The 22,398-nt window shown below is 43.2% G+C and carries 18 protein-coding genes and 1 pseudogene; 8 read left to right on the top strand and 11 right to left on the bottom strand.

Annotated features, from left to right (window positions below):
• Nucleotides 1-85: 85 nt before the first annotated feature.
• On the bottom strand, nucleotides 86-1,267 hold the full coding sequence (locus tag M2R47_RS00305) for a mechanosensitive ion channel family protein (protein ID WP_249097411.1): 1,182 nt from the start codon (nucleotides 1,265-1,267) through the stop codon (nucleotides 86-88).
• A 254-nt stretch (nucleotides 1,268-1,521) separates the two neighbouring features.
• Here M2R47_RS00305 and M2R47_RS00300 point away from each other — a divergent pair, with 254 nt between their 5' ends.
• Nucleotides 1,522-2,424 carry a LysO family transporter gene (locus M2R47_RS00300; protein ID WP_249097408.1) on the top strand — a complete coding sequence of 301 codons (903 nt, stop codon included), beginning with the start codon at nucleotides 1,522-1,524 and terminating at the stop codon, nucleotides 2,422-2,424.
• A gap of 127 nt (nucleotides 2,425-2,551) precedes the next feature.
• Here the strand turns inward: M2R47_RS00300 and M2R47_RS00295 are convergent, their stop codons facing one another.
• The 5 genes from M2R47_RS00295 to M2R47_RS00275 all read right to left on the bottom strand — a co-directional run bounded on the left by M2R47_RS00295 (nucleotide 2,552) and on the right by M2R47_RS00275 (nucleotide 7,940).
• The gene (locus M2R47_RS00295) at nucleotides 2,552-3,949 is read right to left on the bottom strand and encodes a serine hydrolase domain-containing protein (RefSeq protein WP_249097406.1); all 1,398 of its coding nucleotides are present in this window, start codon (nucleotides 3,947-3,949) and stop codon (nucleotides 2,552-2,554) included.
• Nucleotides 3,950-4,160: 211 nt separating this feature from the next.
• Complete coding sequence (locus M2R47_RS00290; RefSeq protein ID WP_249097405.1) at nucleotides 4,161-5,447, bottom strand: FAD-dependent monooxygenase; 1,287 nt, start codon at nucleotides 5,445-5,447, stop codon at nucleotides 4,161-4,163.
• A gap of 85 nt (nucleotides 5,448-5,532) precedes the next feature.
• Nucleotides 5,533-6,954 carry a type I glutamate--ammonia ligase gene (gene glnA / locus M2R47_RS00285; RefSeq protein WP_418001161.1) on the bottom strand — a complete coding sequence of 474 codons (1,422 nt, stop codon included), beginning with the start codon at nucleotides 6,952-6,954 and terminating at the stop codon, nucleotides 5,533-5,535.
• Nucleotides 6,955-7,012: 58 nt separating this feature from the next.
• Nucleotides 7,013-7,318 carry a hypothetical protein gene (locus tag M2R47_RS00280; protein ID WP_249097401.1) on the bottom strand — a complete coding sequence of 102 codons (306 nt, stop codon included), beginning with the start codon at nucleotides 7,316-7,318 and terminating at the stop codon, nucleotides 7,013-7,015.
• A 76-nt stretch (nucleotides 7,319-7,394) separates the two neighbouring features.
• Nucleotides 7,395-7,940, bottom strand: a complete 546-nt coding sequence (locus tag M2R47_RS00275) for a hypothetical protein (protein ID WP_249097399.1) — start codon at nucleotides 7,938-7,940, stop codon at nucleotides 7,395-7,397.
• Nucleotides 7,941-8,188: 248 nt separating this feature from the next.
• Here M2R47_RS00275 and rpoD point away from each other — a divergent pair, with 248 nt between their 5' ends.
• The 4 genes from rpoD to M2R47_RS00255 all read left to right on the top strand — a co-directional run bounded on the left by rpoD (nucleotide 8,189) and on the right by M2R47_RS00255 (nucleotide 15,709).
• Nucleotides 8,189-10,042, top strand: a complete 1,854-nt coding sequence (gene rpoD / locus M2R47_RS00270; protein ID WP_249097396.1) for an RNA polymerase sigma factor RpoD — start codon at nucleotides 8,189-8,191, stop codon at nucleotides 10,040-10,042.
• Nucleotides 10,043-10,256: 214 nt separating this feature from the next.
• On the top strand, nucleotides 10,257-10,583 hold the full coding sequence (locus M2R47_RS00265; protein WP_249097395.1) for a YbeD family protein: 327 nt from the start codon (nucleotides 10,257-10,259) through the stop codon (nucleotides 10,581-10,583).
• Between the two features lie 67 nt (nucleotides 10,584-10,650).
• Nucleotides 10,651-11,925: an exonuclease SbcCD subunit D C-terminal domain-containing protein gene (locus M2R47_RS00260; RefSeq protein WP_249097393.1), complete on the top strand. Its 1,275-nt coding sequence runs from the start codon at nucleotides 10,651-10,653 to the stop codon at nucleotides 11,923-11,925.
• Nucleotides 11,926-11,953: 28 nt separating this feature from the next.
• Nucleotides 11,954-15,709, top strand: coding sequence for an AAA family ATPase (locus M2R47_RS00255; protein WP_249097392.1), 3,756 nt, complete (start codon nucleotides 11,954-11,956; stop codon nucleotides 15,707-15,709).
• Nucleotides 15,710-15,722: 13 nt separating this feature from the next.
• On the opposite strand, the gene M2R47_RS00250 is transcribed toward M2R47_RS00255, so the two are convergent.
• Nucleotides 15,723-16,484, bottom strand: a complete 762-nt coding sequence (locus M2R47_RS00250; RefSeq protein ID WP_249097390.1) for a hypothetical protein — start codon at nucleotides 16,482-16,484, stop codon at nucleotides 15,723-15,725.
• Nucleotides 16,485-16,490: 6 nt separating this feature from the next.
• Nucleotides 16,491-17,354 (bottom strand): D-Ala-D-Ala carboxypeptidase family metallohydrolase, encoded by an 864-nt coding sequence (locus M2R47_RS00245; protein WP_249097388.1) that lies wholly within the window; start codon nucleotides 17,352-17,354, stop codon nucleotides 16,491-16,493.
• Between the two features lie 79 nt (nucleotides 17,355-17,433).
• On the opposite strand from M2R47_RS00245, the gene M2R47_RS00240 reads away from it, so the two are divergent.
• The 3 genes and pseudogenes from M2R47_RS00240 to M2R47_RS09610 all read left to right on the top strand — a co-directional run.
• Nucleotides 17,434-17,583 carry a hypothetical protein gene (locus tag M2R47_RS00240; protein WP_249097386.1) on the top strand — a complete coding sequence of 50 codons (150 nt, stop codon included), beginning with the start codon at nucleotides 17,434-17,436 and terminating at the stop codon, nucleotides 17,581-17,583.
• A 49-nt stretch (nucleotides 17,584-17,632) separates the two neighbouring features.
• Complete coding sequence (rodA, locus tag M2R47_RS00235; RefSeq protein ID WP_249097384.1) at nucleotides 17,633-18,778, top strand: rod shape-determining protein RodA; 1,146 nt, start codon at nucleotides 17,633-17,635, stop codon at nucleotides 18,776-18,778.
• 480 nt (nucleotides 18,779-19,258) lie between these two features.
• Nucleotides 19,259-19,582, top strand: a pseudogene (locus tag M2R47_RS09610) (septal ring lytic transglycosylase RlpA family protein); the annotation flags it as partial.
• Between the two features lie 55 nt (nucleotides 19,583-19,637).
• Here the strand turns inward: M2R47_RS09610 and radA are convergent.
• Genes radA through lptA form a run of 3 tightly spaced genes read right to left on the bottom strand, consistent with a single transcriptional unit; the run spans nucleotide 19,638 to nucleotide 22,352 of the window.
• Entirely contained in the window at nucleotides 19,638-21,053 is a 1,416-nt protein-coding gene (radA, locus tag M2R47_RS00225) for a DNA repair protein RadA (protein WP_249097378.1), read from the bottom strand.
• A 33-nt stretch (nucleotides 21,054-21,086) separates the two neighbouring features.
• Nucleotides 21,087-21,818, bottom strand: coding sequence for an LPS export ABC transporter ATP-binding protein (lptB, locus tag M2R47_RS00220; protein WP_249097374.1), 732 nt, complete (start codon nucleotides 21,816-21,818; stop codon nucleotides 21,087-21,089).
• A gap of 45 nt (nucleotides 21,819-21,863) precedes the next feature.
• A complete protein-coding gene (gene lptA / locus M2R47_RS00215) occupies nucleotides 21,864-22,352 on the bottom strand; it encodes a lipopolysaccharide transport periplasmic protein LptA (RefSeq protein ID WP_249097752.1) in 489 nt (162 codons plus the stop codon).
• Between the last annotated feature and the right edge of the window lie 46 nt (nucleotides 22,353-22,398).

Below are 22,398 nucleotides of genomic sequence, written 5' to 3'. Positions count from 1 at the left end.
CCTAAACATACTATTATAACACAACTTCGCTAAAGCCAAATGATTCTTGGGTGGTCATACAGCCACCCTTACTCATCTTTTTGCTTTAGTGGTTCGCTTTTTCATCGATGGCAGAGCCAACAACAGCTTGACTGCATTGCACCTGATGGCTGTTTTGGTTTATTTTATCATCAGGCATGACCAGACGCATGTGCGGATATGGAATTTGAATGCCTGCTTCATCTAAGGCTCGCTTGATTTTTTCATTGATATTTTCTTTGATGATGGGAATGCGAGCCACCGATAAAGGTGCTACCCAAAAACGCACGATAAAAAATACCCCATACTCACCCACCTCACTCACCGTTGCCATCGGAGCAGGGTGTTTTAGCACCACTTCATCTTTAGAAAGCATTTTAACAATGATGCTTCTTGCTTGACTAATGTCAGCTTCTAGGGCAATACGAGTTTTCACATGAAAGCGAATCATCTTTTTCGATGTCAAATTAACTACCTCAGATGATGCCACGGTAAAATTTGGAATGATGGTGATGATGTTATCTCTGTCTAAAATCTGCGTGGCTCGTAAAGAAATTTTGACCACACGACCCTCTCTATCACCCAGACGAATCCAATCGCCCACTTGAAAAGACTGCTCAATCAAAATCGTGATGCCTGCAATGAAATTGGCAAGTGTACTTTGGGCTGCAAAGCCTACCGCCAAACCAACAATACCCAAACCTGCAACCAAAGAGACGATGTCAAAACCAAACTGCGCAAGCACGCTGGCCAGTGCCAACACCAACATCATCACCAAAATCATGTTTTTTAATAACTGCTCAATTGAAGCATTCAGCTCATAATGCTTTAAAACGCCACTTAACATTTTGCCAGAAGTCGCCCATAGAATATAATAAAATCCAATCCACGCTGCCGCCTTAGCTGTCGCCTTGACCGTATCTGCATGAAAGCCGATTTGCATCATTACCGCAATCAAACTGGTAACAAACCACACATAACGCAATATCGCACGAGCAATGCGTATGGTACGGTGCGATACATACACAAATTTTTGGGCATGCTTAACACAATAAACCAGTAGCCAGTAGCCAAACCCAATCAAAGACAGTACGATTAAGATTTTAATCACGATTGCCGCCAACGACAATCCACGCTCCGTCCAATTTAAGGTCTGATCATCAAGCGACCCCCCTAAAAATAAATACACACTTTGGTACAAATCGTTTAAAACTTTTTGGAAAAACTGAATGATACTTTGACTGTTCATGGGCTGGCAGTGGCGTTTGCTGGATAATGGTGTTACAATATTGATAAAAACTGTCTTATTTTCATCTTAAAAAACACAATTTCTCACCCATATGGAACTTAGGCTGTTGACAGGGATGGATTTTTTGATGAAAATATGCACTATTTTAACAAACTTATTACCAAAAAGACGCTTTTATTTTGACTTATTTAAAAAAAATATTGTCGCAATTTGAGTGATTTTATTGATGTAAGAGATTGTATTAGGACAATATAATGAACGGACTTATTACGCTGTTTTTAATCTTAACTCCCATGTTCATCGGTTTTGCCCTACCGACGCATACAGATTTGGTCAAGATGGCCGAACGCACACTGAACTATTTGATTTATTTGATTTTAATTGTCATAGGGATTGAACTTGGGCTTGTTGATGATTTGGCTGAGAAAGTTGGAGAGATTGCCCTATATCTTGGCACGCTTGCATTTTTAACCATTGGTTTTGGCTCTGTGGCTTTGTGGATATTGGACCATCGCAGTCAGGTCAAAGCCCCTGTCATGCCCAACAAAACCAAAATCAGCCTAAGTGGCAGCATCATACAGCTTAGTTGCTTGGCACTTGGATTTTTGGCGGCGACTTTTTTACCAGCCCAATTCATACCTCCAAAAAGCAGTACGACCGTCTTGTTGATGGGACTGCTTTTTTTGGTAGGCATCAGCATTAAAGGTTCTGGCATCAGTCTTAAAGAAGCCATGCTCAATAAAAAAGGCGTGCAAATCAGTATTGTTTTCACACTCTCAACACTGCTGGCTGGCGTGGTGTTCGCCCTGATTTTTCAAGATGTTTCCATCACCAAAGGCTTGGCACTGTCTTCAGGTTTTGGTTGGTATTCACTTTCTGGCCCTGTGATGACGGACGCCTATGGGGCGGTCTGGGGAAGTGTGGCATTACTTAATGACTTGATTCGAGAAATTTTTGCGTTGATATTCATTCCTTACTTCATGCGGTATTCATCATCAGCAGCGATTGGATTAGGGGGGGTTACCAGTCTCGACTTTACTCTGCCAACACTCACTGCATCAGGTGGCACAAAAATCATTCCAACCATCATCAGTTTTGGATTCATTACCAACATCATCTCACCCATCATGATGGTGTTTTTTAGCACACTGGGATAATTCAATCAATCCTTTACTTTAATCGAAAAAAGCATGGGTAAACCCACACCAAGGAGTAACGATATCAATAAAAAAAAGCGATTGGCTGATGAACTCAACCAATCGCCAAACCATCATTCTTTCATACTCATCGCTTCATGAAATACTCTGCGACCGCTTGATAGGCAGGTAACGACCATGGGTCATTATGGGCATTGCTGGCAACAGGGTTTGAGGAGAAACGCACAATCACCATCTTAGCCGCTGGGTCAATATAAATGGCCTGACCATGTACGCCACGAGCCATATAGGCACCATGATCGTTATGGGTAACCCACCACATATTGCGATAACTCCACCCTTTTAGATTTGGATAGCCACCAGTAGCAAACTTGGCACGATCACCACCACGCATGATGTCTACAACCACCGATGGAGAAACGATTTGTTTGCCGTTGAAACGACCATTATTACGCATCATCTCACCAAACATCGCCATATCACGCAAATTCATGCTCATGCCACCGCCCGCAAAAGGGCTTCCTGAACCATCTACAAGCATGTAACCATCAACATTCATACCCATAGGCTTGAAGAAACGCTCAGAGAACAGCACATTAACGCTTTTGCCAGTTGCACGAGCGATGATCCATGCCAGAACATCAGTATTGACAGTTTTGTATTCAAATCCAGTACCATGCGGATGAGTGTCTTTTTTGACTGTGGTCAAAAACTCATACATGCTCTTAGGGCCTTTATAATTTGATGGGTGTACAGGCAACATGGATTTAGAAAACGCATTGATGTCCGAATTAGGATCGGCGTAATCTTCGCTATAATCCAAAGAAGCCGTCATATCCATCACTTGACGAACCGTGGCATCTCCCCATGCAGATTTAGCAAGCTCTGGCACATAGTAGGTAACAGGCTTTGAAGCATCAATCACACCCTCATGAACAAGTTGGGCTGCCAGCGTACCTGTAAAGCTTTTGGTTACCGACATCAAAATATGCGTACCGTCAATTGGGTCATAAGCTTTGTTTGGCGTGATTTCATAAACAATCTTTCCATCGTGTAGCACGATCATTGAGTCGCCATAAACTTTACGCACAAAAGCATCTTCTACTGTGATTGGCTGAGTCTGATCAGCTGGTAGAAATTGAGGCATGAACTTGATCTTGCCAATGTTGCGATCCAATTCAACAGGAAATTTATAAAGATTTTCTCGAGCGGATGCAACGACTTTCGTTGGTGCAAGATTTGGAATATTGCTAAAAGTCCAACGAAGCTGAGGAAAGTCTCTGGCGTTGAGTATATTGACAGTCTTATCCATAGGTGGCGGAAAGCCTTGCATGATGCCAAGTCCAACAGGCTCTGATTGCACCCCATCTGGCATCGGTTCGGAATCCACCTCATTAAGCATGGACTTAGGAGAGCTTGACTGCTGACCGCCCTGCTTGGTGCTTGCATTGCTGGCCGCACATGCTGACAACAGCAATAAACACCCTGTCGCCAAAGCAAGCTTTGTATATTTTCTTTTAATCATAAAAACCCCGCTTATTTTCTTAACATTCAAAAAATCGAATGAATTACTTTAATGAATTACTTTATAGCAAAATCAATTCTTGATAAAGATGATAACAGACCCTGCTGACAATCACATACGAATCGAGTTATTTTTTGTTATACATTTGTAGAATTTATACAAAAATATTTAAATCTAAATTACAACCATCATTTTTAAGGCATTCATCACACTAAAACCCACTTGCTTTTTTATTAAAAAACTCCATCAAAGGGCGAATTTTCCCCGTCATACTCACCATTTCCGACCGAATGAATCTCATCGGTTCTCTTTGAAAAACATCGCCCACAAACACATGATTAATCAATGAAAAACTGTGCATCATTAGGGCGTTTTTCGCACGCCTTGCTCGTTCATAGCGGCGTAATAACCGAGCATTTTGATGATTGTCTGACAAATCGCAACACTCCATCAAATCAAGCAAGGCTTGCACATCAGCCAGCCCCAAATTCAACCCCTGCCCTGCCAGCGGATGCACCCCATGTGCCGCATCACCCATGAGTAAGGTGCGTGGTGCGGTATGGCTTTTTGCAACTTGTGCAGATAAGGCAAAACTGGCGACAGACTCAACAGCAACAATCTCCCCAAGTTCAAAGCTGCTCGCCAGTGCCAACTTTTGAGCCAGCTCATCTGTCGATAAAGACAAATAGGTTTTAGCAAGCTTGGTTGGCAGCGTCCAGACCACCGATTGCCAACAACCAGCATCATCTGCCGACATGTCCGCCAAAGGCAACAATGCCAGCGTTCCTGTATTTAGCATGGCTTGCCGTGCGGTGTTGCCGTGCGGTTTTGTGGTATGAATGGCACAACAAATGGCGGTTTGATGATAGTCCAGCCTGTCTGTTTGAATGCCGGACATTCTACGCACCGCTGACTCTCGACCGTCCGCCCCCACCAACAATTTGGTCTCAATCAGTATTTTTTTATCTTGTTGCCTGACAATCACAGTGACCAGACCGTCATTATTGGTCGTACGCACATCAATATCAAAACTTTCATCAAGCATTGTGTCGTTGAGTATTGTCAAAAATGGCATGATGTCCGCTGACCCAGCACGCTCATCAAGTGCTTCATCAATCACACTAGGCTCAACCATGCTCCCCAAAATTTTTGCATCATGCGACTTTTTAAATCTCAACTCACCACGACCATCACCTTGCCAAACTTGCATGTCCACATAGTCGGCATGGCGTATGAACTGATGCACGCCCACATGAGTTAATAAATTCAGACTTGCCAAATTCAGAGCATAAACTCGAGCATCACGCTTGCTCAGCCTTTGTTTTCTTGCCAATGATGTCAATTTAGGCTTCATATCAATGAGCGTTACGGATTTTTTTAGACCAGCTAGCCCAATCGCAAGTACCTTACCCACCACGCCACCACCAACAATCAACACCTCTGTTTGTAGGTGCATCATCTCATCAAATTTCATGGAAAATCTCGTCGCTCTTGTCATGTTGGGGCATTTTACCCCACCGCATTCTACCAACCTTTATGAAAAAAACATACTAAAAGCCCACGCTTTTTTTCATGCCATTGCCCTATACTCGATAATACATGTCAAATTCAATCGGGTGCACCGCCTCATTAATGCGTCTTACTTCTTGCATTTTTAGGGCAATGTAATCATCAATCATCGCTTCACTAAATACCCCACCCTTTAATAAAAATTCATGGTCATCACGCAGTGCGTTTAATGCCACTTCCAGATTCTCAGCAACCGTCGGAATCATCGCCTCTTCTTCTGGGGGCAAATCATACAAGTTTTTATCCGCCGCTTCACCAGGATCGATTTTATTTTCAATGCCGTCAATACCAGCCATCAAAATCGCCGAAAAACACAAATAAGGATTGGCACTTGGGTCAGGAAAGCGAGCTTCAATGCGTACGGCCTTAGGACTGTTCACATGTGGAATGCGAATGGATGCCGAGCGATTGGAGGCTGAATACGCCAGCTTGATTGGTGCTTCAAAGTGTGGCACCAAGCGTTTATAACTATTGGTGCTTGGGTTGGTGATGGCATTTAGTGCGCGTGCATGCTTGATGATGCCACCAACAAAATATAAGGCCAGCTTAGATAAGCCTGCATATTCATCGCCAGAAAAAACATTGACACCATTTTTTGAGATGGACATGTTCACATGCATGCCAGAACCGTTGTCGCCAACCAAAGGCTTTGGCATGAAAGTGGCGGTTTTACCAAATTGATGAGCGACATTTTGCACAATGTATTTAAACTGTTGCACCTCATCGGCTTTTTTGACCAAAGTATTAAAAGAAATGCCTATCTCAAGCTGACAACTCGCCACTTCATTATGATGCACTTCAATGCGACCTGCACCCATCACCTCCTCAATGCGATCACACATCACCGAACGCATACTTTGGTGATGATCCACAGGGGTAATCGCAGCATAGTTACCTTTGACCGCAGGGCGTTGACCCAGATTGCCCCAAGCATAGTCTTTATCGGTACTCCATGCTGCCGCTTCAGCAATCACGGTATTTCTTGCACCAGACATGTCAATGTCCCATTTGACCTCATCAAACACAAAAAACTCTGGCTCAGGTCCAACCAGTGCCGTATCACCAATGCCTGTTGATTTAAGATACATCTCAGCACGGCGAGCGATGGAGCGAGGGTCTTTATCATAGCCTTGCAGAGTATCAGGCTCAATCACATCACAAGTTACCGCCACTGTTGGCGATTCACAAAATGGATCAAGATATGCAGTCTGCACATCTGGCAACAAAATCATGTCAGACGACTCAACACCTTTCCAGCCAGCCACCGACGACCCATCAAACATCTTGCCATCTTCTAGCGTCTCTTCATCAATTGACGATGCTGGGAAAGTCAAATGCAATTCCTTACCATGCGTGTCAGTAAAACGAAAATCCACCCATTTGGCATTCGATGACGCCATCAAGTCAAACAATTTATTAGACATGCCACTCTCCATTTTTTATTAAGACCTCAAAAAACCCAAACCAAAGCATTGGCATAAAACTTGACCAAAATCAATCAGGCAAATTCATTTTGGCTGTATCAGGATTCGCCCCAAAATAATACACAGTTGTCGCCACCGCACTGTTAACCAAAACAAACAACCAATCTACAGTCTCATGATGTAATATGATACGCCCAATCAACACACTCACCACCAGCATCACAACAAAACAACTTAACAAACATCGACGCAGTACAGCATGCGATATTGGCAATTGCTCACCGTTAACTCGGCATGAATTTAGCATCTTTTGATGTGTCAAAAATCCAGCCAAATACATGAAAGCACCTAAAATCAAATAACCAAATAAACCCATGAATCCTCATCATCATTGTTGATCATCAATCACTGCAAGTCAGCTGAATCATGGCAAGGTCGTCTTAGCCAAACTCTCAATCATCGCAAGGCATTTGATAGACCGTATTTGAACCTTGTACGATATGCATCACATACGCACTGTCTAAGCGAGGGTTGGTGTTTTGGGTAGAGACCTTAACTTGCATGAGTGCCATCATACCATCTGGGCGAGCGATGATGTGCTGTGCGTCGCTTTTACCCAAATCCAGCGTATTGACTTTAAAATACCCCCACCCTTGATTAATGTCCAAAAGCGTTAAAGGCTCGGCATGATCCCATAAGCTTTGACTACCCTTCGGCTCTCTCATTTGCATGCTAAAACCATTGGCAGTCTGATTAATCTTAATCTGTGCAGGCTCACCTTGAATGATCCCATAGCAACCTGCCAAATCACCAACAGTTGCATCAAGATTTTTACTTTCAACTTTTCCAGCATCATCTTGACATGCCATCAAAAAAGCACACAACGCAACCATTTTCATGGCAAAAGCCAAGTCATTCATCACACGCAACCAAAAGGCTTGTTTTTTGGCTTGATGCTTGATTAAGAGTTTGCACCAAGATGGTAAAAAAATAAACATATGAACGCCAAAACCACTCATCAAATGATTAAATACTGTTTAAAAATGATTAAAGATGTGAGCATTTTACAAACATTTTGTTCATTTTGCTAGTGGCTAACAGCGTCCAAAAATGCCAACAGCACGCTTCATCACCGCATCAAACACACTCAAATCCTTGAAAAACATCACAATCATTCCCATATATCCAACGCATGTGATATAATAAGCACCATTTTTACCCCAGAATTGATCATAGGCAAGAATTCATGAGCGAACAACATTCCAATTCTCAGTTAGCAGCACTCATTCAACTGGGCAAAGAGCAAGGTTATTTAACCTATGCCGAGGTGAATGACCAGTTGCCAGACTCTGTTACCGAAAGCGATCAGATTGAAGACATTGTTCAGATGCTAACTGATGTCGGCATTCCTATTTATGAGGCCGCTCCTGATGAGGATGACATCATTTTGGGCAATTCTGGTGGCGATGATGACATGGCAGCAGATGAAGCAGCAGCCGTTTTAGCAAGTGTTGAAACCGAACCAGGTCGCACCACCGACCCTGTGCGTATGTATATGCGTGAGATGGGTACGGTAGACTTATTGTCCCATGATGGCGAAATTGCAATTGCCAAACGCATTGAGGAAGGCACTCGTGAAGTGCAGTACATCATGGCGTATTGGCCAGGTACGGTAAAATTCGTACTTGATGAATATGCTCAAGTCAAAGCAGGTGAGAAAAAAATATCCGACATTGTTTCTGGCTTTTTAAATCTTGATGATGAAGAGTTTGAACTCAAAGAAGACGCAGAGATTGAATTAGAAAGCCTCAAAGACATGGAGAACATCGAAGATCCTGATGATGACAGTCAAGAGATGGATGAAACAAGTGGTGATGATGATAATCATCTTGACCCAGAAGAGGTTCGTACTCGTTTTGAGGAAATTCAAACATTATTTGCCAATGCTCAAAAAGCCCTAGAAAAACACGGCCGTGGTAGCGATGAAGTCAAAGACGCCTATGATGAACTGGCATCACGATTCATGCTCATCAAATTCAATAACCGCCTGTCCGATCAGGTGATGGCATTGATGCGTGAAGTGTATCAAGATGTGCGAAACAACGAACGCAAAATCATGAAGATTGTTGTGCGTCGCGGTAAAATGCCCGTTGATGAATTTAAAAAAACCTTTCCAAGCAATGAAACCAATCTAGAATGGTTACGCTTGCGCATTGATGGCAAACCTGATTTTGCTGAAACACTAGAAAAAGTCTTGCCAGAAGTCGTTGCATTGCAACAAAAAATTCTAGCTCATGAAGACGAGCTACAAATGGATGTCAAAAACATGAAAGCAGTGGCTCGCCAAATGGCCATCGGCGAAGCCAAAGCACGGCGTGCCAAAAAAGACATGGTAGAAGCCAATTTGCGTTTGGTCATTTCCATTGCCAAAAAATACACCAATCGTGGCTTACAATTCCTTGATTTGATTCAGGAAGGAAACATTGGCTTGATGAAAGCCGTGGATAAATTTGAATATCGCCGTGGTTACAAATTTTCAACTTATGCAACATGGTGGATTCGTCAGGCAATCACACGCTCAATCGCCGATCAGGCACGCACGATTCGAATTCCTGTACACATGATTGAGACCATCAACAAAATCAACCGAGTCAGTCGCCAATTACTCCAAGAAATGGGTAGAGAGCCAACTCCAGAAGAATTGGGCGAACGCCTGGATATGGATGAAGCCAAAGTGCGTAAGGTCCTAAAAATCGCCAAAGAACCCATCTCCATGGAAACTCCCATCGGCGATGATGAAGACAGCCATTTGGGTGATTTTATTGAAGACAACACCATATCCAGTCCTGTGGAAAGTGCCACTGCTGAAGGATTGCGTGAAGCAACTCGTGAAGTACTGGACAATCTAACCGAACGAGAGGCAAAGGTATTAAAAATGCGATTCGGCATTGACATGGCGTCTGATCACACTTTAGAAGAAGTTGGTAAACAATTCGATGTGACTCGTGAACGCATTCGTCAGATTGAAGCCAAAGCCCTACGCAAGCTCCGCCACCCTTCTCGTTCAGAGCATCTGCGTTCATTCCTCGAAAATGATTGATTGCCAGTGGGCTTACTGATGGTAAGCCCTTTTATCATCAAATGACAATCCAAACTTTCATCGCATCAACCATTTGAATAAAAAAGCAATGGCATACCAAAAACTAGGTTTTTAAGATTGTCAGACTTTAACCACCCACATGAATCACACTCTTGAGGTTTTGATTTTTTACCTTATTTCATTCACCACTTAATAAACATTCACCAAGGAAATCATGATGAAAATCACCGATCTAAACCCGCCCATCGCACAGAGTGCAAAACGCACCGAAATTCAAAATCCACACTTGTGGAATTTTCCCATGGATTACCCCATCAGCATCATTGGTAATGAAGGTGAGCATGACAGCCTGCTTCATGAGGTTACGCTGATTTTGGCAGAAATTTTTCCGCAGTTTGATGCCGCCACCATTCAAGTCAAGTCCTCAAAAACAGGCAAATTTCACGCCTTACGCACACGCTTATACCTAACTTCCGCCGATGAAGTCAACCGCCTATACACAGCACTTGATCAAGCCAAAACCGTCAAAACCGTGGTATGACTTTCGAGCAAAACCATCACCCAAATCAACCCCAGTCAAATCCGCTTGATACAATTTTTCAGTAATAATGACAGCCACCCTAAAAAAACCCACTCACGCCCTAAGAGTGTTACACACTTCCGACTGGCATCTTGGCAAGCGACTGTATGGTCAGCAGCGATATGATGAATTTTCTGAGTTTTTAGACTGGCTGGTTGATGCCATCAATCACAATGATGTTGATGTGTTGATCGTGGCAGGAGATGTCTTTGACACCATGACTCCCAGCAATCGAGCACAGGAGTTGTATTACCGCTTTTTGGGACAAGTTGCCAAAAGTTGTTGTCGTCATGTCATCATCACCGCAGGCAATCATGACAGCCCCACCTTTCTCGATGCCCCAAAATCCATTTTAAACGCTTTAAACATTAAAGTCATTGGCATGGTCAGCCATGATATTGATGATGAATTGTTATTACTACATCACCAAAACAAACCTGAAGCCATCGTCATTGCTGTACCTTATTTGCGTGATAAAGACATCAGAGAAAGCTCCAATTTTGATGACCTTAAAAGTAAAGAGCATGACACATTCATGGGCATTGCCAAACATTATGACACACTAAGTGAACACGCCAAGAAGTTACAACAAGATATTTTTGAAAAATTTCACAAGAAAATCCCCATCATCGCCACAGGGCATCTTTTTGTCGCAGGATCACAAATCTCCTCCAAAGATGATGGCATGCGTGACTTGTATGTTGGCACACTCGGTCAGATTCCTTCTGGCATTTTTGACCCAGCGATTGACTATGTCGCTCTTGGGCATATTCATGCTTCACAAAAAGTTGCCAAGTGCGAACACATTCGCTATTGTGGTTCACCAATGGCAATGGGCTTTGGGGAGGTGGGTAAGGATAAGCAAGTTCTCATCATTGATTTTGAAGACACAAGCCCTGCGGTGCAGTCATTGTGCGTGCCAGTCTTTCAGCAACTGATCCAAATCAGCGGCGATTGGCAGCACATCAATGACGCACTTAACGAACTCCTTAAAAACAACGCAAACGCCTGGGTGGAAATCATCTATACAGGACAAGAATTACGCCCACATCTCACCGATGATATTCGCCAGCAGTTGGCGGGCTCTTGTGTATTGGCACTTAACATCCAAAATCGCACACTCTACCAAAAATCGATGGATTCACAACCCAAGTTGCTCAACCTCAAACAACTTAGTGAGACCGATGTGTTTGAACAACTGCTGAACCAAAAAAGCATCAGCGAGCAGGAACGACCCCTACTAAAGAATGCCTATCAGACACTCCTTGCCAACATTCACACCCACGACCATCTTGAAAAATAACCACCCCCTCACTCTCAAATGCACACCCATGAAACTACTCAACCTCACACTCACCAATCTCAATTCTCTTAAAGGAAGCTGGCACATTGATTTTACCGACGACGCCTATGTTCGTGATGGCATCTTTGCCATCATTGGGCAAACAGGCGCAGGAAAAACGACAATTTTAGATGCCATTTGCCTTGCCATTTATGGTCAAACCCCACGCATCAAACAAATCAGCACAACACAAAATGAACTGATGAGTCTAGGTACAAGTGAATGTATGGCTCAAGTAGAAATTAAGATGGGCGAGCAGTGCTATCGATTTGTTTGGCAACAAAGACGGGCAGGTGGCAAGGCAAGTGGCAAATTGCAAGCCATTCGTCGAGAAATCAGTCTGATTGAACATGCAAGCGACGAACATGGTCAAATCATAGAGACCAAGCCCAGCATATGTGACAAAAAAGCCATTGAGATCATGTGCATGAACTTTGAGCAGTTCACACGCTCCGTGATGCTTGCACAGGGTAATTTTGCAGCATTCTTAAAAGCAGATGCTGGTGAAAAAGGTGAGATTTTAGAACAAATCACAGGCACGGAGATTTATGCCAAAATTAGCACACAAGCTTTTGAAACCGAGAAAACCAAACGACTAGAACTCACCGCACTACAAGACAAACTCAACGACCATGTCGTCATGAGTGATGACGAATTTGCCACACTATCAGCCACCATCGACAACAACAAGAACGCATTAAAACACCGTCAGTCCGCCCTGTCTTGTTTAGAAACAGACATTAAAAAGCTTGAAAGATACGCCCAGCACCAACAAAAAATCAAAAACCTGACCATGTTATTAAGTCGTCATCAAGATGATTTTGATGCGTTTCACCCAAAAATCGCCCTACTTGAACAAGCAAATAACGCACATGACTTAGAAAGTCTGCACACCCGTTTGCAACATCTAAAAGAACATCAAGAACAACTGACTTGCGAAAAAAAGCATCTGAATGACAGCGTACATCACAGGCAATTTGAAGTCCAGCAAACCCTTACCCAAAAAAATCAAGCCGCCAATGCACTCACATTTGCCCAGCAAGATGAATTAAAATACACACAACTCTTTCGACAAGTGCGAAAACTTGATGAGCAACTGACCTCACTCCACAGTCATCACAATCAACTGACAGACACGCAACACCAGCAGGACAAAGCATTACAAGAGATCGCATCGGAGATTAAGGTTAATCTGGCACAAAAAGATCAAGTTGAGCAGAAAATAGTAGAAATACAGCATCTGACACAATATCAAAGCGAGGATATCGGTCGAGATTTGGGCTTATTAAAAGCCCATCACGCTGAATATTCACGACAGCTTGAACAAAAAAACCGCCTAGATGTTTTTATTCATGATGCCAAACGCAGCCAAACCGATCTTCAAAACCAGCTAAAACAAAAGCGTCAAAATTACAGAGACGAAAAGACCAAACTCAAGCATCAACAAGCACAATGCCTAGCCCTTGAACAACAATACCTCATGGCAGTACAACCGCCAAGCACGCTTAAAAGTCATGATTTTTCACATCATGGCATCGCCCTCACACAAGACATTCATGCCCACGACCTACTAAGCAGCATTCTTCATGACTTACAAAACACCCATCAAGAACTAAGCAACACTCAAAACAAACTCACCACCCTCACTTGTCAACTGACCACACTCAATCAAGACATCACTCACACCACCCAAGAGCTGAATGAAAAAACAAACATACTCACCAATTTACAAAACAACAAAGCACTCCAACTAGAATTGCAACTTTTGCAAAAACAACTCAGCCACCTTCAAGATGGCAGGCCCTGCCCATTGTGCGGCTCATGCGACCACCCTAATAAACTGGTGCCAACTCATCATGATGACAGCATCGACCGTGCCATTGATGACACAAACCAAGCAATCATCACACTAAATCAAGCACTAAGCGATGCCAATCAACACCAAATCATCACAAAAAATAATTTAGAAAATACAAAGGGTCAGCTGGAATATTTACAAACTCAACAAACCACTCTCAACCAAAAACTCTTTGAGTTGATCAAGCAGCGCCCCACTTTAACCAAAAATTTTTGTTTGAATGATGCACTCACTCATGAACAGCTCAAACAACTCAAGCAGCACTGCCAGAGCAGATTAACACAGCTCAATCAAGCATTTGAAAACCATCGAATGCTTGACCCAAAAATTCAAGATTTCTTAAATACAATAAAGCAACATGAAGAGCTTTGCTTAAATATTGAGCGTGAAGGTAATGCCTTAAATGAGCAGATCACCCTTGCAGAACAAAACTTAGAAAAAATGCAAGCAGAATCACAACAGCTTAACCAAAACTTAGCGACCATCGCAACAAACATGCTTGCCATCACAACTCATTATCAACAAAGCAACCATCCATCATCACAGCATGCCAACAATCCAACAAAATCACATGAACACATTCAGCAAGAATTTTTAGAGAAAATTGATAAAATCGCCAGTTTTTATCAAAACTTTCAGCATGCAAACACCACCAAACAATCACTTAATCGCCAGCTAGACCAGCTCATCATTACTTTAAATGCTCAGCAAGTACAGCAACAAACCCTGTCCAATCACAAGAATCTCACCGCCCAGCAAATTACCGAAACATCACACAAAATCAATGAGTTACATAAGAAAAGGCAAGCGTTATTTGGTCAAAAGATTGTTGACAAGGAAGAGACTGTTCTGCAACAACGCATCAAAGATACCATTGATGCACTTAGCCAACATACACAATCTCACAATGAACAGCAAAACATGCTTAATTCACTACAAGACAGGTTGTCAAGCACAGACAAACAGTTGATAAAATCCCAAAAAACCCTAGATGACGCCAAAATGGAATTTGACCAAGCCTTATTAGCAAAAAATTTCACAGATGAGCAGCATTTTTTATCAGCACGACTCAATGATGATGAAAGGCTATCATTACAACAGCAATCAGACACGCTACAATACGCCATCAAAAGCACCACCGAGAATCTCAATCAAGAAAATGAAGCATCATCAGCATTGATGCGGTCAGTTGCCAATCTACCCCCCATTGATGAGCTAATCACCAAAAAAAATGCCCTACAACAAGAAGAGCGAGAGATTTTACAAAATCTTGGTAAAAATCAACAAATTTTTGACCACGCCACCCAACAACGCAGCAAGCAAGCTCAATTACACCAATCCATCAATCAAAAGAAAAAGGACATTGAAATTTGGGCAAAATTAAATGAACTGATCGGTTCAAAAGATGGTAAAAAATATCGTAATTTTGCACAAGGTTTGACACTAGATGCAATGTTATTTTACGCCAATCAAGTCTTGGCACGCATGAGCCAAAGATATGTTCTATGTCGAGGTGATGACAGTAATAAAGCCTTAGAAATCAATATCATAGATACACAGCAGGGCAATGAAGAACGCAGTACGAAAAATTTATCTGGTGGAGAAAGTTTCATCATCAGCTTGGCATTGGCACTGGGCTTGTCCATGATGAGCAGTGAAAATATCCGCATCGATTCGTTGTTTTTAGATGAAGGTTTTGGCACTTTAGATGAGGAAGTATTAGATATTGCTCTTGCCACACTCGCCGCCTTACAAGAAGAAGGTAAGATGATTGGCATCATTTCTCATGTTGCCAGTTTAAAAGAACGCATTGGCACACAAATCATTGTCCACAAAGCCACTCAAGGCACCAGCAGACTGTCTGGCATGGGAGTGAGTTCGAAATGACGCACAACCACTGTCAATAAGCGACCACTTTTTGCCATAGCGACTTTTTTAGCATGACATCATGATTCATCTGCATCAATGTTGGTAAGATTTGCATTTCACCAAAATAATCAACACCATCAGGCAAATCATTCAAAAATGCCACTTGATGAGTAAACTCTCCAAGCATTTGTAAACGCATGATGAAGCCATCTAGGCATTTTTGTGCCAGTATGGGCAGATTTTGCAACTCCTCGTTCATTGGATAATTGATGCGATGTGCTGCAAAAAGCTGTCGATTTTTATTTGCCCATTCCGATAGGGCTGACTTTAAAGATGTCCAAATTGAACGCTCCTCTTGACTCATCTGTGTAACATCAGCCATCAGAATCCAGTTACTCACACGAACGCCTTCAAGCTCATACTTAATATCATCAGATATCAGACCGTCATCAGCTTCGTCATGAACGGTGGCATGATGAACATGCTGTTGAGGGTTTGGTAGGGCTTTGTCAATGACGCAAGAATTGATGTCATCGTTCACAGGTCTGGCCTTGTCCAGACTGATGGTCATTGGTGATGATGCCTGCGTTTCATCTTTTAACGCTTCATGATGGCTATGTATGACGGCCACATCATCATCTTGGCATGCAGGCATGACCATCAGTGTGCGATGATAGCGGTCTGTGTGATGCCAAGATGTCAAAATGCTAGGGGTGTCTTTTTCTACCCAAAGACTTATGCCAAGTTGTTGTAATATATTGGCTTTTTGGATAAAAACTCTTTCTTGAATCATCGCACATCACCCATTAGTCTTTGGCGGTGTGATGCGACAAATGGAGTCTTTTTGAGAAAACTGTGCACCCCATTTTCGATGACCTTGCGTATCTAGATGAATCGCTCCTGTGGCATAAAGACCAAGACCAAAATTCCATGCTTTACCATCATGCAGCCAGTATTCACACAGCCGATTTTGCAATTCAGACATCTCGTGACTACCCATGTCAATGCTTGGCACCCAAATATCCATCGCACCGTTTGTCATGTGCTTGCTACTGACCGCACCGCCTGCACAACGATTAAGCTTAGGATTGCGATATACCGAACGAATTTTCGTGTCAGCAGGCAACACGCCTTTTTCTTGCAAATCATTAAACAGTAAAATGGTGGGAATCATTGCCGACCAAAGCATTGGGGGTGGTACTTCATAGGGTTCATGGCCACATTCTTGCCATGATCTTGCGGTTGTCAAAAGCTCGTGCATTGGAGGCACCTTACCCTCACCGATTTGACTTATCAAATATCGCTCATAACTTGCAATTTGTGGCATATAGTATGGACGAACACTCAACCATGCTTCAAAATCCGCCTTTGTCCCTACTTCTTTTGGGATAACATGACTATGACCATCATGATGATCATGAAAATCAGGCATTGGTTGAATTTGTTGAATTATTGAGTTTTGTTGGTGCTGGCTGGTATCGGCAGTCTCAACGACATGTGCCTGTTGCATATTCTGAGTGGCTGTACATGCAGACATCATGGCAACCAATGATAAGGCAATCATCGCACCAAAGGTGGTTGAAAAGCCTTGATTTGATGAGCGTGTGGGCATGCCATTCATATTATTCCTATGACTCTTACCTCTGGCTTGTTGATGATTCATGGCAATTCTACCGAATTTAAAGGATTTTGACGATGATTATTGTAGGTCATTTTTATGATTTTGGCAATTTGATTGGCAGATGAATAAAACATCTCCATCAATCAACTCAGCACCCCTACCAAACACAGCGGTGGTCATCACACCTCCACTCATCAACACAGCCAGCATATTTTGCAATCGCCATTCTCAAAACACTATCAAATTTCATCAATATCAGTTAAACTATTAAGTTCATTACATGATGATAAACACCCCCACTTGATCAGTCAAACAACACCATGACCAAGCAACAATATCGATTTTCACGCCAAAGCCATCACCTAAGACGCGAACTTGAACCAACGATTTGGGAGCGTTTACACATTGACCCTTGGCTTACGATGCTGTTGATGGCGATTTGTTTTATTGGGCTGACTGTTCTATATAGTGCCTCAACTCAAGACATGAGCATGGTGATTCGTCAGATGGTGAGTTTTAGCATTGGTTTTGCCGTCATGATTGCCATGGCACAGATTCCACCGAACTTTTATCGCACCTTGACGCCCGTTTTTTATGCAATCGGAGTGTTCCTTTTAATTTTGGTAGAACTGATCGGTGAGGTTCGCATGGGAGCACAACGATGGATTCGAATTCCTGGTTTTGGTAGTGTACAGCCTTCTGAATTTATGAAACTTGGCATGCCAATGATGTGCGCGTGGTATCTGTCCAACAAAGAATTACCACCGAATATGAAAACGGTTGCCATGACACTTGCCATCATTCTTTTACCCGTGGGACTCATCGCCAAGGAGCCCGACCTTGGCACTTCTTTACTTGTGGCATCCAGTGGAATTTTTGTGCTGTTTTTGGCAGGTCTACCGTGGTGGATGATTGGTTCGGCAATGTTATTAAGCATGCCTTTGGTTGGATTTATGTGGCAGTTTGTCATGCACGACTACCAAAAAACTCGTGTGATGACATTACTCAACCCCGAAGCAGACATGCTAGGTTCTGGCTGGAACATCACCCAATCTAAGATTGCCATCGGTTCAGGTGGCATGACAGGCAAGGGCTATCTTGAGGGCACGCAATCTCACTTACATTTCTTACCAGAAGGTCATACCGATTTCATCATCGCCGCATTTAGTGAAGAATTTGGCCTGGCCGGGGTTGGTTTACTCATGTTGTTTTATCTTTGTTTACTGGCTCGGTCATTGTACATTGCTCTCATCAATCCAGATGCCTATTGTCGCTTACTGGCTGGCTCACTTTCCATGTCTTTTTTTGTGTACATATTTGTCAATGTTGGCATGGTTGGGGGCATTTTACCTGTGGTTGGAGTCCCCCTACCTTTCATCAGTTATGGTGGTACTGCAATCATCACACTGATGGCAGGCTTTGGTCTATTAACTTGTGTTCACACACATACGCAAAATGGTCACTAATCCAAACCCATGATTTGCCATCATTGAATTTACTTGTAATTTTATTTAATCATGTTATTATATGAATATTTGGTGCGTGCCGTTTTTGATCAATGATTCTGCTTCACGCATCATTCATGAAGAGTATTGTTAGACCAATTGATACCATGATTTGGAGTTTGGCTCATCAGTATCCACTCGTTACCAAAAAATATTGGGTTATATGCCAAACACTCACAAGAGGTTGTTATGAAATACATTGCAAGGTGCTTATTAGGTGCCAGTATTAGCATTGCTACTGCACAGTTCACACCTGCTGTGGCAGTGAACAACACGCCCAATATCGACAAGGTCTTGAATGAACTGGCACGCCAGCACAATGGTGCATCAAGCCTGATCAAATCGACACGCCAGCCAACATCATTAACGCTAAACAGCCCGCTCCTAGGGTCTTCTGACACCACCATCAAAAAAGACGATCCTGTCTTGCAAAGGCTTGCAGCACTCGCCTCTAACACAGTCAATAAATTTAAACAAACTGGTTTGGCATCTTGGTATGGTCGCCAATTTCATGGCAAAAAAACAGCCAGTGGCGAAACATTTGACATGAACGCCTTGACTGCCGCACACCGTTCCTTGCCAATGAACTGCTATATCCGAGTTACTAATAAAGACAATGGCAAATCTGTCGTTGTGCGTGTCAATGATCGTGGTCCATTTGATAATGATCGTGTGCTTGATCTATCCTACGCTGCTGCCAAAGTGATTGGTCTTGATCAGCATAGTACTGGCAATGTCATGATTGAACGCATCGATACACCATGACTCTCATCAAAGTAACCAGCAAGCTCCTTACTTAATACAAATCAAATCTATCGGCTCAAAAGCACATCAGCTCAAAAGCGTGATTTAGAGCATCATCCAATCTATCTACTGCGATGATCTGAATGGCATTAAATTGATCTCCGTCTGCCTTAGGTGCATTCGCTCTAGGAATAATGGCATGTGTAAAGCCATGTTTCATTGCCTCACGCAAACGCTCCTGACCGTTTGGCACAGGGCGTATCTCACCTGATAACCCCACCTCACCAAATACCGCAAGTCTTGGCGGTAATGCCTTTTGTCGCAAACTGGAAGCACAAGCAAGCAATACGGCCAGATCCGAGCCAGTCTCTACGACTTTAACACCACCCACCACATTCACATAGACATCTTGACCGCTGGTATGAATGCCACCATGACGGTGCATGACGGCCAACAACATAGACAGCCGCTGATAATCCAATCCCAACGCCATGCGTCTTGGCTGGGCATGTGCATCATCAACCAACGCCTGTACCTCCACAAGCAATGGGCGAGTACCTTCACGACTGACCATGACCACAGAGCCAGCGATTGGCTTTTCATAACGACTTAAAAATATCGCTGATGGATTAGCAACCTCTTTAAGACCCGCATCCGTCATGCCAAAAATACCCAATTCATTCACCGCACCAAAACGATTTTTTACCGCACGAATCATGCGAAAACGACTGTCAGACTCTCCTTCAAAATACAGCACCGTATCCACCATGTGCTCAAGCACTCTAGGACCTGCCAAAGCACCTTCTTTGGTAACATGACCAACCAAAAACAATGCCGTACCTGTCTGCTTGGCATATCTTGTCAAGATGGCTGCTGACTCACGAATCTGAGCCACACCTCCAGGTGCTGACTGTATCGCATCTGTAAACAGCGTTTGAATCGAATCAATGATGGCGACTGCTGGCTGTTCAGTGGATAACGCCAAACAAATTGCATCAACATTTGTCTCAGCCAATACTCTTAAGCGGTCCGTTCTTAGCCCCAGTCTTTTGGCTCGCATGGCAACCTGAGACAAGCTTTCTTCGCCCGTAATATAAAGTGCCGAGCCTGCCAATGAGTCGCCACTTGCCATGTTGGTGGCAGTCTGCAATAAGATGGTGGATTTACCAATGCCTGGATCACCACCAATCAACACCACAGAGCCTGCAACAAGTCCGCCGCCTAGCACACGATCAAACTCACCAATGCCAGTCGGCATGCGAGTCTCGACCGTTACTCCCACCTCATCAAGATTCATCACTCCTGAGATGGCACCTGCATAGTTGGCGGTCTTTGCTATGGTAGTTTTTTTGGTTGTCTTATGGTGTGGCATGGCAACACTAGGAGCTTCCACCAAGGAATTCCACTCACCACAATCAGCACATTGCCCAGACCATTTGCCAAAATTAGCACCGCACGACTGACAAACATAAGATGATGATTTTTTTGCCATTTTTCACTCAAAATAATCGCTAACACACCATGGTCATACAGAAAAGTCCTTGCCCAGATATACTTTTTGCACCAACTCATTAGCCAAAATGTCATTTGGTGATCCCTCTGCGATGATGGCACCCTCAGAGACGATGTAGGCTTTTTGACAAATGGATAAAGTCTCACGCACATGATGATCTGTAATTAACACGCCGATGCCACGCTGCCTTAAGGCACTGATGACATCTTTAATGTCTCCCACTGAAATCGGATCAACACCAGCAAAAGGCTCATCAAGCAAGATGAATTTCGGATTGCTTGCCAAAGCACGGGCAATCTCACAACGACGACGCTCACCTCCAGAAACACTCATGCCTAACGAATGACGCACATGCTCTAAGTGAAATTCCGCCATGAGTTTTTCAAGCTCTTGATGCTGTGCCAAACGACTCAAATCCTGACGCATTTGTAAGACGGATAAAATATTTTGTTCAACAGTCAGCTTTCTAAAAATAGATGCTTCTTGAGGGAGATAGCCAATGCCCTGCCTTGCTCTTTCATGCATTGATTTTTTAGACACATCAACATCGCCAAGCATCACCTGACCACGATCCATCGGAACAAGCCCAATCACCATATAAAAACTTGTGGTTTTGCCTGCACCATTAGGACCTAAGATGCCCACCACTTGACCCTGCAACACCTCAAATGACACATCTTTAACCACCCAGCGCTCGCCATATCGCTTGCCCAAGTGGCGCATTTTCAAGGTCACTTCTGACATAGCTTTCCTTTCATATCAATTCTCATACTCATCACGCTTAGTCAATCAACGCACGCTTTTTTGTGAACTGCCGCCATTCGGTGGAAAAACCAACTCCACACGCTGACCACCACCTGCATTCGCCTCCACATCACCAGCTTTTAAACTATAACGAATGGTGTTGCCAGAAAATTTTGAACCTGATTGAGTCAATTTGGCATTGCCTGTCAAAGTAACAATCCCTGTTATGGCATTATAATCAATGCGATTCGCCTGACCCTTAGCCAAGCCTTTTTCCTGACTAATGACTTGCTGGAAAGTGGCAGGACGACCCGTAGCAACCGCATTTTTAATTTTACGATCGTTACTAAGATTGAGCGTGATGTTATCAGAGGCGATTTTTAATGTGCCTTGCTCAATGGTAACATTGCCTGAATAAGTCGTTACGCCTGTACGCTCAACATAAGTAGCACGATCAGCAAGCAGGCGAATTGGTTGGTTGGCATCTGATGGTAACGCATTGGCATTTTTGACAACCGTCAACGCCATGACCATGATTATCGTAGATTTTATGGGTGTAAAAACTGACATAACTTTCTCA

The sequence above is a fragment of the Moraxella oculi genome (genome assembly GCF_023336735.1).
GTDB classification, from domain to species: domain Bacteria; phylum Pseudomonadota; class Gammaproteobacteria; order Pseudomonadales; family Moraxellaceae; genus Moraxella; species Moraxella oculi.
The sequence above is the reverse complement of the archived record's forward strand: the minus strand, read 5'-3'. Positions and strand labels throughout refer to the sequence as shown.